Origin of the sequence: Pseudomonas sp. PP3 (assembly GCF_905336995.1) — a bacterium.
GTDB classification, from domain to species: domain Bacteria; phylum Pseudomonadota; class Gammaproteobacteria; order Pseudomonadales; family Pseudomonadaceae; genus Aquipseudomonas; species Aquipseudomonas reinekei.
On sequence record NZ_HG995459.1, the window covers coordinates 3,514,948 to 3,529,490 of the forward strand.

A 14,543-nucleotide genomic window follows, 5' to 3' on the forward strand; every position below is an offset into this window, starting at 1 on the left:
TTACAGGCGGAACCGATCCACTGACTGCGACAACTGCCCCGCCAGGCTCGACAACTCATCTGTCGTCGTCGCCGTCTGCCCGATCACCTTGCTATTGCCTTCCGACATCCCGGCAATCATCTCCACCTGATGGGCGATTTCGTTGCTGGCCAGGCTTTGTTCGCCGATGGTGCGGCTGATGTCGTTGACCAGTTGCGTGGTGTTGAGGGTGGCTTCGAGGATCTCGCGGATGGCGCGTTCGACGTCGGCGGTCACGGCCATGCCTTTGTCGACCTGGGCCACGCCCTCCTCCATGCTGATCACCGCTTCGCGGGTGCTTTGCTGGATGCGCGAGACCATGGCGGCGATTTCCTGGGTCGAGGCGCTGGTGCGCCCGGCGAGGCTGCGGACCTCATCGGCGACCACGGCAAAACCACGGCCTTGTTCGCCGGCGCGGGCGGCCTCGATGGCGGCGTTGAGCGCCAGCAGGTTGGTCTGATCGGCAATGCCCTTGATCACCTGGATGATGCTGAAAATCCCTTCGGATTCCTTGTCCAGCGTACGGATCACCTGCGCCGATTGCTGCGCCGAACGAGCGATGCCGTCCATGTCGTTGACCACCTGATGAATCACCCGCCCGCCATCCTTGGCCAAGGCTTCGGCCTGATTGGCCATGTCCAGCGCGCGCTCGGCGTGCCGAGTGATTTCCTCGATGCTCGCGGTCATTTCACTGGCCGCTGCAGCCATGGTGCTGGCGGCGGCGCTTTGCTGCTGACTGCTGCCGGCGACTTCATGGCAACCGCTGCTCAATTGCTCGCTCATGCCGCTCACGCCTTGGGCGTTACTGCGGACCACTTCGATCATGCCGCGCAAATCCCGCTGCATGGTGGCGAGGCTGCGGATCAGCTGGCTGGCTTCGTCGTTGCGCTGGGTCTCGACAATCGGCTCGCTCAGGTTGCCATGGGCGATGCTGTCGGCGATGCGGCTGGCAGTCTGCAATGGCCCCATGATGCTCACGATTGCCGAGCGCCCCAGTGCCAGCAGCAACAACAGGCTGGCAATCAGCACACCGCCGACGGTGAGGTTGGCGTTGCTGATGGCGTGCGAGGTGCCTTGGCTGGTCTGTTGCGTGTTGCTTTCGATCAGCTCGCTGAGGGCGGCCATCTGGTCTTCCAGTTGGCTGAAGGCATTGTTGAAGGCGCCCAGTTCCTTTTGCGCAGCGTCGGGGTTTTCCAGAGCCAGGCTGACAATGCGCTCGGCGGCACTGATGTACGTGTCGAGGCTGGGCTTGATCTGGTTCAGCGCGGTTTTCAGGGTGTCATTGACCGGCAGTTTGAGGTTGTCCCTGAGCATCTCGCGAAAATGCCCGGTGTGCTCCTCCAGGGAACTGCGCACCTCGGCCTGGCTGCTGGTGCTTTTGCCCAACCCCACCAGCATCGCCGACAACACATCGGCGCGCAGGGCGTCGTGCATCATGTCCGCTTCAAGGTGATTGCGCAGTGCGCTCATGCCGACGTCATTGTCCTGCACCGCTTGCGCCATCTGGCCATTACCCAGGTAACTGACCAGCCCCATGATCAAGGCAGTGAGGACGCCGGTGCCGATCAACAACAGTAAACGCAGTTTTATGGACACTCTGTGGTTCCTCTCTTCGCACGCTCGTCGGTCGACTAAAGTCTGATTGCTGAACAGGTTATCGACTGATGGCAGGGCGAATTGAGGCCACTTCCCTGCTGTTTGTCTTTTTGACGACATGCGGTCGTGCGCGCACGCGAACCTTGCCGGCTCTATTCATCCATGCTGATACCCGATCCGCCCATTTCACCGGGGACATCCTTCAGTTTGGGCAATCCATCCTGGATGCGCAGCACGCGCTCCTGATAATGGACGTGCACCGCTGGCGAGAACGCGAGTCCGGGGATGACGGCGGCGTACACATCGATCAGCGCCATTCCCGGGTGCTCGGTGAAGAGGTGCCCGCCGCAGGTTTTGCACCATTTTCGGTCACTCTGCGGTGTCTTGCTGTAGGCACCGATGTTGTCGGCCCCGCGTGTCACTTGCAGCGCTTCGGGTTTCCACAGCGTAAAAGCATTGAACGGTCCTGCCGACCAATGCCGACACGACTCACAATGGCAATAGCCCATTGCAGCCGGCTCGCCGGTGACGGTGAACTCGACTGCACCGCAAAAACAGCTGCCCTTGTACGACTGTTGAATAGTCATGGAATGACTCCTTGATAAATGTCAGGCGCTACCGTCGCTACCTGCCTTCACTCGTCGATGTAGCGCACCGCTGTCGCGGATGTGCGTCGTACTTGCAGTTCGAAAATGTCCGGGCGCGCGTAATGCCCGGTCACGTCGAGCGTGCGTCTTGCCGGCGCCACAAGCGTGACGTCGATGTCCGCGAACAATATGCCGGCCTCGCGGTGTAATGGACCGGCCAGGAGCCGGCCTTGGGGATCGACCACCACCGAGTCACCGTCGTTGACCCACTCGTCCCGATCGGGAAACAACTGCTCACGCGCCGGGAAGTCGTCCGGGATGTCACTGCCGCGAAGCACGGTGCCGCTGCCGAGCACCCAACAGCGGCCTTCAAGTGCAATGTGACGCATCGTGCTGATCCAGCCCTCGCCCGTGTCGTATGTGGGCGCGATGTAGATCTCCACCCCTTGGGCGTACAGTGAATAGCGCGCCAGCGGCATGTAGTTTTCCCAGCAGATCAGTGTGCCGATGCGGCCGACCGGCGTATCGACCGTGCGCAACCCGGTTGCATCACCGAAGCCATGCACCATGCGCTCGGGATTGGTTGGCATCAGCTTGCGATGTCGGTTGAGTAATTCGCCGTTCGCGCCGATAACGACCACACTGTTATAGAGCGTGCCGCCGCCATGGCGCCGCTCGCATTCATTGATGCCGCACACAATCGTCACGCGGTGAAGGCTGGCGGCTTCGCACAATGCACTGAGGTCACCGTTGGCGATATCGACGGCATTGGCCTGTAGCCGCGTATGCAACTGGCTAATGAGAGCACCGTTCTTGCCCGCCGCCAGTCGCCAGATCCATGAGGGATAACCGGGAACGAACGATTCGGGCAATACGATCAGCATGGCGCCCGCCGCTGCTGCCTCTGCGACCGATTGCACGGCCCGGGCGATGGTCGCGCTACGATCGAGCAGCACTGGTGGGCGTTGAATGATGGCTATCTTCGTCATGATGTTCTCCGTTTGTTATTGGCTTTCGCAGGTTTGAGCGTGCGCGTAACGAATGGGCGGGGCTAGTTCAGAATCTGAAGCGTTGTAGCGTGGAGTCGAGGTGATGGAAGAAAGCTACGGTCAATTCTGCACGGTTGCGCGCGGTGCCGAAGCACTGTGCGAGCGCTGGACACCTTTGGTCGTTCGCGAGCTGCTGTGCGGCAGCAAACGCTTCAATGAGCTGCACCGCGGCGTACCACGGATGTCCACCGGACTGCTCGCACAGCGGCTTCGCCATCTGGAAGAAATCGGCGTCGTGCGCCGCTCGGCTGTCGGCAAAGTCTGGGAGTACAGCCTGACCGAGGCGGGAGAGGAATTGCGCCCCATCATCATGGCGCTCGGCCATTGGGGCGCGCGCTGGATCGGCAGTCGCCTTCGCGATGACGAACTCGATGCAGGCCTGCTTATGTGGGACGTGCGACGCTTCGTGTGCGTCGAAGAATTCCCGTCCCGACCCGTCGTCATCCACTTCAAGCTCCACGACGCACGGCCCGGCGAGCAAGCGTGGTGGCTTGTGGTCGAACAGGGTGTGGCAGACCTGTGCCGCGATGATCCTGGACGCGAGCTGACGCTGGTCGTGGACTCCAGCGTGCGCGCATTGACCGAGGTGTGGGCTGGCGACCGCACACCGCACGAGGTCCTTCAGTCGCGGGAGCTGCGTGTCGACGGCGCAGTGAAGGATGCGCAAAACCTCTGGCGCTGGCTTGGCACGAGCGCGTTCGCCGGCACCCGCAGCGCTGCACGTCAAACCTGAGGGCACAAGAAGAAATCTTGGCCGTTCCACAGAAAAACCTTTAGCGAACGTCGCTTTTTTCCTCAGCCTCATGCTAGGTTGTACGACGACTGACGAATCTCTGATCTATCGTCAATCCCCCCCTACAACAATAAGGAAACGCCCATGAAAAAAGCCAAAGTGTTGATCGGTTTTCTATGCCTGTTCAGTGGCTACGTCGCCGCCTCAACTTCCTCCCCTGACAAAGATGTGGCGCAAGCTGTCGATCATCTGACCGACGCCATGCTGCACAAGAACATCATGCAGCTTCAGACATTGACCGCCGAGAACCTGACCTACGGGCATTCCAGCGGCAAGATCCAGAACAAGAAGGAATTCATCGCCGACATCGAAACCGGCAAAAGCGCGTTCAAGACCCTTGAGATGCAGAACCAGACCATCACCATTTCCGGCGATGTCGCGCTGGTCCGCCATCACTTCTCGGCACAGGCCTTGAAGGGTACGGAAGTGGTTCCCACCGAGATCGAAAACTTTCAGATCTGGCAGAAACAAGGTGGGAAATGGTTACTCGTAGGACGACAGGCCTTCAAATTCTGACGATGGTTTAAGTGAGAAATGAACGACTTCTAACTGCACCGAACCTGTGGCGAGGGAGCTTGCTCCCTCGCCACAAGGTCAGATTTCAGGCCACGCCTACCTCTACCCTGCCCTCATTCAACCGCACCGGCCAAACCCGCAAGCGCTGTTGCGGATACTCCAGGCAACTGCCGTCTTCCAGGCGGAAATGCTGTTTGTAGATTGGCGACGCGACGACCAGATCCCCCTTGATACTGCCGACCAGCCCGCGCCCGATGACATTGGCTCCGGATTGCGGGTCATGGTTGTCGATGGCGTAGAGGTTTTTGCCCTCCGCGCCCGGCAGGTAAAACAGCGCCACTTGCGCGCCGTCGAGCCACACCACGACACCGGAATCGCTCACCAGGTCCTGCTGGCTGCACACGGCCTGCCAGGCATCGACATTCTCCAGAGGTACAGCGCGTTGAGTATTGGACAGGCTCATCAGACAGTCTCCTCGGTGACAGGGATAAGGTTGAGTTCGGCGGCCATGATCGGGCGCCGCTGACCGCGTTCCTGGACAAAGTGGATGTCCGGGTCCGGGCGTTTGTCGTTGACGAAGGTGCGGAAGCGCTTGAGTTTTTCCGGGTCTTTGAGGGCGTTGGCCCATTCGCACTCGTAGCGGTTGACCACCAATTGCATCTGCGACTCGAGTTCGGCACCCAGGCCGAGGCTGTCGTGGATGATCACGTCCTTGAGGTAATCCAGCCCGCCCTCGAGGCTTTCGCGCCATACCGAGGTGCGCTGCAATTTGTCGGCGGTGCGGATGTAGAACATCAGGAAGCGGTCGATGTAACGGATCAGGGTCGCATCGTCCAGATCGGTGGCGAACAACTCGGCGTGGCGCGGGCGCATGCCGCCGTTGCCGGCGATGTAGAGGTTCCAGCCTTTCTCGGTGGCGATCACGCCGACGTCTTTGCTCTGCGCTTCGGCGCATTCGCGGGTGCAACCGGACACCGCGAACTTGAGCTTGTGCGGCGAACGCAGGCCCTTGTAGCGGTCTTCGATGGTCAACGCCATTTGCACGCTGTCCTGCACGCCGTAACGGCACCAGGTGCTGCCGACGCAGGACTTCACCGTACGGGTCGATTTGCCGTAGGCGTGACCGGTTTCGAAACCGGCTTCGATCAGCTCGGCCCAGATGTCTGGCAGTTCATGCAACTGCGCGCCGAACAGGTCGATGCGCTGGCCGCCAGTGATCTTGGTGTAGAGGTCGTATTTCTTCGCTACAACGCCGATGGCGATCAGTTTGTCGGCGGTGATTTCGCCACCCGGAATGCGCGGGACCACGGAGTACGTGCCGTTTTTCTGCATGTTGGCCATGAAGGTGTCGTTGGTGTCCTGCAACGGCACCAGCGACGGATCCATGATCGGCTGGTTCCAGCACGATGCCAGGATCGAACCCACCGCCGGTTTGCACACGTCGCAACCGGTGTGTCCCTTGCCATGTTTGGCCAGCAGTTCTTCGAAGGTGATTACCCCTTCTACCCGCACCAGCGCATACAGTTCCTGACGGGTGTAGGCGAAGTGTTCGCACAGGCTTTTGTCGACACTGACGCCACGGGCGATCAGTTCATGCTCGAAAACTTGCTTGAGCAACCCGGCGCAACCACCGCAACCCGTGCAGGCCTTGGTCTGCGACTTGAGCAGGCCGAGGTCGGTGCAGCCGCCGTCGATGGCCGAGCAGATGGCGCCCTTGGTCACGTTGTGGCAGGAGCAGATGGTCGCCGCTTCCGGCAAGGCGCCCGGGCCGAGCGTCGGTGCGCCTTCAGACGACGGCAGAATCAGTGCGGCCGGTTCGGACGGCAAGGCAATCGCGTTCTGCATGTATTGCAGCAGCGTGTCGTAATAGCTGTTGTCGCCGATCAGCACGGCGCCAAGCACGTGCTTGCCACTGGCATCTACCACCAGGCGCCGGTAGCTGGCGGTGGTTTCATCGATGAACTGATAGCTGCGCGCGCCCGGCGTGTTGGCATGGGCATCGCCGATGGAGCCGACGTCGACACCCAGCAGTTTGAGCTTGGTCGACATGTCGGCGCCCTGGAACGGCTCCGCGGCGTCATCGCACAAACGGGCGGCGACACTGCGGGCCATCTGGTAGCCCGGCGCAACCAGGCCGAACAAACTGCCATTCCACGAGGCGCACTCGCCGATGGCGTAGATGTTCGGGTCGCAGCTCAGGCAGGTATCGTCGATGACCACGCCACCGCGCGGGCCGATCTCCAGTGAACATTGGCGCGCCAAAGCGTCTTGCGCGCGGATCCCGGCAGAGAACACGATCAAGTCGGTTTCGAGGAATTCGTCGTTGGCGAAATTCATCCGATAGCGATACTGCTCGCCGGCGCTGATCGATTGCGTGGCGCGGGACAGGTGCACACCGACGCCCAACCGTTCAATCTGCGCCTTGAGCGCCAGGCCACCCAGATCATCCAGTTGCACCGGCATCAGGCGCGGCGCGAATTCCACCACGTGGGCTTCAAGGCCCAGGCTTTTCAGGGCATTGGCCGCTTCCAGGCCGAGCAAGCCACCGCCGACCACCACACCGCGCTTGGCATTGGCCGCTGCGGCACGGATGGCGTCGAGGTCTTCCAGGGTGCGGTACACCAGACGCGAATCCCCTTCGGCGCCTTCGATCGGCGGCACAAACGGGTAGGAACCAGTGGCCAGGACCAGTTTGTCGTAGGCCACGCAGCCTTGCGCCGTGATCACCTGACGACGGGCGCGATCAATTTCCAGCACCGGCACACCCAGGTGCAGCGTTACGCCCGGCGTCTGGTACAACGCCGCGTCACTCAGGGCCAGCGACTCGGCATCGCGACCGGAAAAATACTCGGACAGATGCACGCGGTCGTAGGCTCGCATCGGTTCTTCGCTGAAAACGTGTACGCGATAGCGCTCAAGAGCCCCACGCTCGATCAACTGCTCGACACAATGATGTCCGACCATGCCATTGCCGATCACGATCAGCGTTTGATGCTTGTTCAACGCGGCTACATTGGAATTCATAAACGACCCTGCCCAAAGCCCATCACGGTTCAAAAAGCAAAAAAAAACGCCTGAAACCTTGCGGTTCCAGGCGTCTTTGCCTGTTCTTTTGCGGTGTTGAAACCAGACGGCCATGCCTGATCCACCGATATTGCCCACGACCTGTGCGGTTGATCGATCGTCGTTGACCGAGTGGGCGGCTGATCTTTTCCAGATAGCGCTGAGGGGGTTAATGCAGTGTTTGTGCCAGGCGAGCGCAAGCACCGGAAACATGCGCGCCGGGCCTTGCAGGTAAGGCTTTTGGCGAAGTAAGTGGGGTCGTCAGCGGTTGATGTCGCAGGCGGCAATGGTTTCGAAAACCGCTTCCCACTGGTGCACGTTGCCGGACATCGCGCTTTAAAAGTGCGCAAAAAACCGTGGGGAGCCAGCCTGCTGGCGATGGCGGATATTACGGCGGACCGGGTACTGGATCAGGTTGATACAGCTGGGTAGACACAATCCAGTGTGGCGAGGGAGCTTGCTCTCGCTGGACTGCGCAGCAGGCCTTCTTTATTGGGGCTGCTGCGCAGTCCAGCGAGAGCAAGCTCCCTCGCCACAGGTTTTTGATGTCAGTTGCAATAATCAGTTCAGCAACACCGCGTATTACATTTCCCACGGCCAAAACGCGCTTCCTGGCGCTCCCGGAAGAACGCCTCATAACTCATCACCGGCTCGCCCGGTTGCTTGATCGCCATTTGCGCAACGTAGTTGTCGTAATCGGGCATGCCCACCATCGAACGTCCGCTCTGGCTTAAGAAACGCGCGGCTTGCTGCAGTTTACGGAACATGGCAATGCTCTCTTCAAGATATTGGACGACCCTATCAAAACCCATGTTTGTATCTGCAATGTGTCCATGTCCAAAGGCTTTGTATTTTTCTGTCATTGAACAACCGCGACCTTTTGGCGCATGACCGGCCGGCCATCGATTGAGCGCCAATGGGCAACAGTTTGTTAACATCCCTGCGCTTTTTTTCGTCTGATCCGTCAGGCACTGTGTTCCATCTGTCGCTACACAGGATGTTTTTTTCCATGAGTACGTTGTATTCCCGTCGCACGGTCCTGCAAGGCATGAGCCTGCTGAGCCTTGGCCTGCTCGCCGGCTGCGATGACAGCAGCAAGCTGTCGTTCAGGTACGGCAAGGACCTGAGCGACAAGATCATGGGCCGTTCCTTCAAGCTCAAGGACACCGAGGGCGAAACCCGGATGCTCGGCAGCTATCGGGGCCTGATGCCGATGATCTTCTTCGGTTTCACCCAGTGCCCGGCCGTCTGCCCGACCACGCTGGCCCGCGCCGCCCAGGCGAAAAAACTGATGGGCCGCGATGGCGAGCGCCTGCAAGTGGTTTTCATCACACTGGACCCCGAGCGCGACACCCCCGAATTGCTCGACAAGTACGTCAAGGCCTTCGACCCGAGTTTCGAAGCGCTGCACGGCACGCTGGAAGAAACCGCCGCCACCGCCAAGGAGTTCGGCGTATTCTTCGAGAAGGTTCCAAGCGGCGACACCTACACCTTGTCCCACACGGCTACCAGTTTCGTGTTCGACTCCCGAGGCAACCTGCGCCTTGGCCTGTCCGCGTCCCTTACCGCTCAAGAGTGCGCAGAAGACCTGCTCACCGTCATGGAGGTTTGCTGATGATTTCGTTCTGCGCGCCGCGTATCAAACAACTGGCCCTGGGCCTCTCCCTGCTCGGCATGGCCTGGCAGGTGTCGGCGCAAACCCAGGTCAACGACGCCTGGGTCCGCGCAACCGTGGCCGGCCAGCCTTCGAGCGGCGCCTTCATGACCCTCAAGGCGGATACCGACAGCAAGCTGCTGAGCGTAGAGTCGCCGGTGGCGAAACTGGTGCAGATTCACCAGTCCAGCATGAAGGACGATGTCATGAGCATGCAGCAGGTCGAGTCCGTTGCCCTGCCCGCCGGCAAAGCCGTGAGCTTTGACCCCCATGGTTATCACATCATGCTCATGAACCTGACAGCGCAGATCAAGGCAGGCGACACTGTGCCCCTGACCCTGACCGTGGAAAACGCCAAGGGCGAGAAAGAAACGCTCAAGGTCGAGGCCCCGGCGCGTGCGCTCGACACGATGGATCACGGCAACATGGATCACAGCAAGATGGACCACAGCAAGATGTAATGAGGGTCTGACGGCCTCCCCCACGAGGCCGTTGTTTGAATAGAGGTGCGTACCATGACGACGAACACCGAAACCGCCATCCTCGCCGGCGGCTGCTTCTGGGGCATGCAGGATCTACTAAGGCGCTACCCGGGCGTGATCTCCACGCGCGTTGGCTACTCGGGCGGCGATGTGCCCAATGCGACTTACCGCAACCACGGCACCCACGCCGAAGCGATCGAAATCGTCTTCGACCCGGCGCAGATCAGCTATCGGCAGATTCTCGAGTTTTTCTTCCAGATCCACGACCCGAGCACTCAGAATCGCCAGGGCAACGACGTGGGCACCAGCTATCGTTCAGCCATTTATTACCTCAGCGAAGAGCAGCAGCGCGTCGCGCTGGACACCGTGGAGGACGTGGACGCATCGGGGCTCTGGCCGGGCAAGGTGGTCACCGAAATCGAACCCGCCGGAGCGTTCTGGGAAGCGGAACCTGAACATCAGGATTATCTGGAACGGCTGCCCGAGGGGTATACCTGCCACTTCATCCGGCCGAACTGGACGCTGCCGAAACGCGGGTAATAACGCGTCGGCTGTCTTTGATTCACTGGGGGAGCGGACTCACGTCGGCTACGTTGCGCTTTGAACCGGCGCGTGCTGCGCCATCAGCTCGGCGACCCAATCAATGAATACCCGCACCTTGCGGCTGATATGCCGATTCGGCGGGAACGCCACGTAAAGCGGCATCGGCTCAAGGCTCCAGCCCTCGAACAGCGGCACCAGTTCGCCACGCGCCAGCCACGGTTTGGACAGGTAGTCGGGTAACCAGAGAACGCCCATGCCGGCCAGGCCCGCTGCGACGTAGGCGTTGCCATCGTCGACAGCCAACACGTAACGCCCCTTGATCTCCAGACTTTCGTTGTGATTGCGCATCGCATAAGGCACGGCCCGGCCGGTACGGGCCCACAGGAAGCCGACGATGCGATGCTCGGAATCTTCCAGATCCTTGGGATGCAAAGGGGTGCCGACCCGCTCCAGATAACTGGGCGCCGCAAACACCCCCAGTTGCAGGTCGCCCACCCGCCGGGCCATCAGCGATTGATCGGTCAACTCGCCGCCGCGCACCACGCAATCGACGTTTTCATCGATCAAGTCGACGATGCGATCACTGACGCCCATGTCGATCTGGATATCCGGGTAGCGGGCATGAAAGGCCGGCAATGCCGGGACCAAAATCATGCTGGCCAACGGGCTGGGCACATCCACCCGCAGTCGGCCCCTGGGCAGCGTTGAAGCGCTTGACAGGCTGGTTTCGGCATCGTCCAGATCGGCCAGCAGCCGTACCACGCGCTCGTAGTAAACGGCGCCATCGGCGGTGACGTTGACCTTGCGTGTCGTACGGTTGAGTAATTTGACCCGCAGGCGCGCCTCCAGTTGTTGCACCAGTTGCGTCACGGTGGTCTTGCTCATGTGCAGCGTTTCGGCGGCCTTGGTGAAGCTGCCCGCCTCCACCACCCGGGCAAACGCCTGCATTGCATCGAAACGGTCCATACCTGCCCCGTATAGCTGTCGAATTGTTTGGGATATACAAACAGTGATAGTTGCAGTTGCTCGTTTATCGGGCAAGTGCCTGCCCGTAGAGTCCCTTCATCGTTAATCGAAGGAGGTTGTCATGAGTCAGCGTGATGTTGTTTTCCCACCCGGACGCCAGGCGCTTTACGAGCGCAATCGCTACTCGCCGGCGATCCGTTCCAATGGTTTTTTGTTTGTGTCGGGGCAAGTGGGCAGTGCCGAGGATGGCTCGCCCGTGGCAGATCTGGAGGAACAGGTCCGCCAAGCGTTCAACAACCTGAACGGGATTCTGAACGCGGCCGGTTGCAGCTTCGACGATGTGGTGGACGTTACCGTCTTCATGGTCGATCCCCAATCGACGTTCGAGCGGATCTGGAAGGTGGTGCCGGAATTCTGGGGCCAGGCACCGCATCCGACGTTGACCGCCGTCGGCGTCACCTGGCTCTATGGGTTTGAGTTCGAGATCAAGGTCATCGCCAAGCTGGCGTAAACCTCTGCAAGCCAAGCCGCTGATAGCCTGTGCAGGAGCAAGCTTGCTCGCGATTGCGTTGGTTCAGTCAACGCCATCGCCAGCAGGCTCACCCCACAAGGCCCTTCAGCGCTTAGTGCGGCGCGCGCGGGATGGTTTTGAGCAGGTCTTCAGGGCTGATGTGGCCGACCACCGGCTGAACGCTGCCCGGTTGTGGCAGGCCAAGGATGTGACCTTTCATCTTGCCGATGATGTGCATTTCACAAGGCTTGCAGTCGAACTTCAACGTCAGCACTTCATCACCGTGGATCAGCTGCATCGGCGCGACCTTGGTGCGCACGCCAGTCACGCCCTTCGCCTGCTTGGGGCAAAGGTTGAATGAGAAACGCAGGCAGTGCTTGGTGATCATCACCGGCACCTCACCGGCCTCTTCATGCGCCTCATACGCCGCGTCGATCAGCTTGACCCCGTGACGGTGATAGAAATCGCGGGCCTTCTGGTTGTAGACGTTGGCCAGGAACGACAGGTGCGACTCCGGGTACACCGGTGGCGGTGAAGTTTCGGCCTTACGGCCACCACGCGGATGGGCGGCGACCCGTGCTTCGGTCAAGGCTTCAATCACCTCACGGCGCAAGGCCTTGAGCTGCGAGTTCGGGATGAAGTACGCCTGCGGCGCATCGAGCTTGATGTCGATGGCGTGGTACTGCGTAGTACCCAGCTGGCCAAGCAGATCCTGCAATTGCTCCAGCGCCTGTTCCGGTTTGTTGGCGGCGCCGAACGGGCCATTCAACGTGACGCTGGCGCTGACGCCTTCTTCACTGGTCGCCGTCAATTCAAGCTGCTCTTCGCGCAGGCGAGCAACCCAACGCAGGGCCACACGGCGCTCGGCAGAGGTCTTTTGCAACGCCTGCTGCCAATTGTGATCGAGGTTGCGATTGAGCGGATGGTTGGGGCGCAGCTTGTACATCCCTTCCGGCATCTCGTTGGGCTCGACGCGATAGCGATAACGCTTCTCGCCGTCCTCCTCGAACTCGCCCTTGGGTTCGGCGATGTTCGCGCGAAAACCCACGACTTCACGCTTGACCAGCACGTTGAGACCGTCACCGTTGGACAGCGGCTCGTGCGTCACGACTTGCATGTCGCGCTTGGCGACTTTTTCGACGACGCCCACGGGCAAACCGGTGAAGGTCGGCGAGTCAAAGGCGCCAATGTCGATCTTGCGGTCAGTGACGAAGTAATCGGTGCTGCCACGGTGGAAGGTTTTTTCCGGGTCGGGCAGGAAAAAGTGCGCGGTGCGACCGCTGGAGGCGCGGGCCAGATCCGGACGCTCTTCGAGCACGGCGTCGAGGCGCTGGCGGTAATAGGCGGTGATGTTCTTCACATAGCCCATGTCCTTGTAGCGACCTTCGATCTTGAACGAACGTACGCCCGCTTCGACCAGGGCGCGGATGTTGGCGCTCTGGTTGTTGTCCTTCATCGACAGCAGGTGCTTTTCGTAAGCGATCACGCCACCCTTTTCATCTTTGAGGGTGTACGGCAAACGGCAAGCCTGGGAGCAGTCGCCACGGTTGGCACTGCGGCCGGTCTGCGCATGGGAGATGTTGCACTGCCCGGAGAACGCCACGCACAGGGCGCCGTGGATGAAAAACTCGATCGCCGCTTCGGTCTCGTCGGCGATGGCGCGGATTTCCTGCAGGTTCAGTTCACGGGCCAGAACCAGTTGCGAGAAGCCGGCCTGGTCGAGGAACTTCGCCCGCGCCAGGGTGCGGATGTCGGTCTGGGTGCTGGCGTGCAGCTCGATCGGCGGGATGTCCAGTTCCATCACGCCCAGGTCCTGGACGATCAGCGCATCGACACCGGCATCGTACAGTTGGTGGATCAGCTTGCGGGCCGGCTCCAGCTCGTTGTCGTGCAGGATCGTGTTGATGGTGGTGAACACCCGGGCGTGGTAACGACGGGCAAATTCCACCAGTTCGGCGATTTCGCTCACTTCGTTGCAGGCGTTGTGGCGGGCGCCGAAGCTCGGGCCACCGATGTAGATCGCATCGGCGCCATGCAGGATGGCCTCGCGGGCGATGGCTACGTCGCGGGCGGGGCTGAGCAATTCCAGATGATGTTTGGGCAGGGACATAATATTTTTTTAGTCAGGCTGTCACGGTCGAGGCGCGCATTGTACCGGTGAAACGCCTGACCGGCACCCGTAGGCTGCCGGGTGGCGTTCGCTTGGGCCTGACTGGCCCCAATCCCTTTGGGAGCGGGCTTGCCCGCTCCCACAGGTTTTGTGTGTTGCTGCGGTCAGGCCTTGGCCGCCATCGCGGTGACTTCCACGCGCATGCCTTCCACCGCCAGTGCAGCCACGCCAACAGCGGCTCGAACCGGCCATGGCTTGGCGAAGAAGCGCTTGTACACCTCGTTGAAAGCCGCGCGGTCGGCCATGTCGGTGAGGTAAATGGTCAGGTGCAACACGCGATCCATGGAACTGCCGGCGCGCTCCAATGCAACCTTGAGCGCTTGCAGCGTGCATTCGCTTTGCAGGGTGATATCGCCCAGCTCCAGGCTACCGTCGGCGCGGGTGGGAATCTGCGTGGAGACCAGCATGCCGCCGAAACCGGCCACGTCGGAGGAAATGGAGTCTGCGTCGGGATCGGGCGTGAACGTGATGTCTTGGTTGGCCATGGGACTCTCTTGCTTGAGGAAGTAAACAGGCGCCGCCGCGGTACATCGCAGCGACGCCTTTTGCACGGGCAGTCTACCGCATGTTTTTTGTTCGCCCATCCGCCATGTTG

Annotated in this window: 15 protein-coding genes; 6 read left to right on the forward strand and 9 right to left on the reverse strand. The window is 60.6% G+C overall.

Going from position 1 to position 14,543, the window contains the following annotated elements; all coding sequences use genetic code 11:
* The 3 genes from KHO07_RS15895 to KHO07_RS15905 form a co-directional block, all read right to left on the reverse strand.
* Window positions 1-1,614, reverse strand: a complete 1,614-nt coding sequence (locus tag KHO07_RS15895; RefSeq protein WP_212624838.1) for a methyl-accepting chemotaxis protein — start codon at window positions 1,612-1,614, stop codon at window positions 1-3.
* Between the two features lie 152 nt (window positions 1,615-1,766).
* Window positions 1,767-2,201, reverse strand: a complete 435-nt coding sequence (locus KHO07_RS15900; protein ID WP_212624839.1) for a GFA family protein — start codon at window positions 2,199-2,201, stop codon at window positions 1,767-1,769.
* Window positions 2,202-2,248: 47 nt separating this feature from the next.
* The gene (locus KHO07_RS15905) at window positions 2,249-3,190 is read right to left on the reverse strand and encodes a carbon-nitrogen hydrolase family protein (RefSeq protein WP_212624840.1); all 942 of its coding nucleotides are present in this window, start codon (window positions 3,188-3,190) and stop codon (window positions 2,249-2,251) included.
* Between the two features lie 103 nt (window positions 3,191-3,293).
* Here KHO07_RS15905 and KHO07_RS15910 point away from each other — a divergent pair, with 103 nt between their 5' ends.
* Together KHO07_RS15910 and KHO07_RS15915 are read left to right on the forward strand one after the other, a co-directional pair.
* Window positions 3,294-3,983 (forward strand): helix-turn-helix domain-containing protein, encoded by a 690-nt coding sequence (locus tag KHO07_RS15910; RefSeq protein WP_212624841.1) that lies wholly within the window; start codon window positions 3,294-3,296, stop codon window positions 3,981-3,983.
* Between the two features lie 144 nt (window positions 3,984-4,127).
* Entirely contained in the window at window positions 4,128-4,559 is a 432-nt protein-coding gene (locus tag KHO07_RS15915) for a nuclear transport factor 2 family protein (RefSeq protein WP_150732614.1), read from the forward strand.
* An 85-nt stretch (window positions 4,560-4,644) separates the two neighbouring features.
* Here the strand turns inward: KHO07_RS15915 and nirD are convergent, their stop codons facing one another.
* The 3 genes from nirD to KHO07_RS15930 all read right to left on the reverse strand — a co-directional run bounded on the left by nirD (window position 4,645) and on the right by KHO07_RS15930 (window position 8,389).
* Window positions 4,645-5,022 (reverse strand): nitrite reductase small subunit NirD, encoded by a 378-nt coding sequence (gene nirD / locus KHO07_RS15920; RefSeq protein WP_150732613.1) that lies wholly within the window; start codon window positions 5,020-5,022, stop codon window positions 4,645-4,647.
* Window positions 5,022-7,583, reverse strand: a complete 2,562-nt coding sequence (gene nirB / locus KHO07_RS15925) for a nitrite reductase large subunit NirB (protein WP_212624842.1) — start codon at window positions 7,581-7,583, stop codon at window positions 5,022-5,024. The genes nirD and nirB overlap by 1 nt, the downstream gene beginning before the upstream one ends.
* A 605-nt stretch (window positions 7,584-8,188) precedes the next feature.
* Complete coding sequence (locus tag KHO07_RS15930) at window positions 8,189-8,389, reverse strand: CstA-like transporter-associated (seleno)protein (protein WP_075944897.1); 201 nt, start codon at window positions 8,387-8,389, stop codon at window positions 8,189-8,191.
* Window positions 8,390-8,631: 242 nt separating this feature from the next.
* Between KHO07_RS15930 and KHO07_RS15935 the strand changes: the two genes are divergently transcribed.
* From KHO07_RS15935 to msrA, 3 genes are read left to right on the forward strand one after another with little or no spacing between them, the layout of a single operon-like run.
* Window positions 8,632-9,237, forward strand: coding sequence for an SCO family protein (locus tag KHO07_RS15935; RefSeq protein WP_212624843.1), 606 nt, complete (start codon window positions 8,632-8,634; stop codon window positions 9,235-9,237).
* The gene (locus tag KHO07_RS15940; RefSeq protein ID WP_212624844.1) at window positions 9,237-9,737 is read left to right on the forward strand and encodes a copper chaperone PCu(A)C; all 501 of its coding nucleotides are present in this window, start codon (window positions 9,237-9,239) and stop codon (window positions 9,735-9,737) included. The genes KHO07_RS15935 and KHO07_RS15940 overlap by 1 nt, the downstream gene beginning before the upstream one ends.
* 54 nt (window positions 9,738-9,791) lie before the next feature.
* A complete protein-coding gene (msrA, locus tag KHO07_RS15945; protein WP_212624845.1) occupies window positions 9,792-10,298 on the forward strand; it encodes a peptide-methionine (S)-S-oxide reductase MsrA in 507 nt (168 codons plus the stop codon).
* 48 nt (window positions 10,299-10,346) lie between these two features.
* Here msrA and KHO07_RS15950 read toward each other — a convergent pair whose 3' ends face one another.
* On the reverse strand, window positions 10,347-11,267 hold the full coding sequence (locus KHO07_RS15950; protein WP_212624846.1) for a LysR family transcriptional regulator: 921 nt from the start codon (window positions 11,265-11,267) through the stop codon (window positions 10,347-10,349).
* A 121-nt stretch (window positions 11,268-11,388) separates the two neighbouring features.
* Between KHO07_RS15950 and KHO07_RS15955 the strand changes: the two genes are divergently transcribed.
* Entirely contained in the window at window positions 11,389-11,778 is a 390-nt protein-coding gene (locus tag KHO07_RS15955; protein WP_150732607.1) for a RidA family protein, read from the forward strand.
* Window positions 11,779-11,890: 112 nt separating this feature from the next.
* On the opposite strand, the gene KHO07_RS15960 is transcribed toward KHO07_RS15955, so the two are convergent.
* Window positions 11,891-13,888 carry a U32 family peptidase gene (locus KHO07_RS15960; protein ID WP_212624847.1) on the reverse strand — a complete coding sequence of 666 codons (1,998 nt, stop codon included), beginning with the start codon at window positions 13,886-13,888 and terminating at the stop codon, window positions 11,891-11,893.
* Window positions 13,889-14,052: 164 nt separating this feature from the next.
* The gene (locus KHO07_RS15965; RefSeq protein ID WP_010459079.1) at window positions 14,053-14,433 is read right to left on the reverse strand and encodes a RidA family protein; all 381 of its coding nucleotides are present in this window, start codon (window positions 14,431-14,433) and stop codon (window positions 14,053-14,055) included.
* Window positions 14,434-14,543 lie beyond the last annotated feature (110 nt).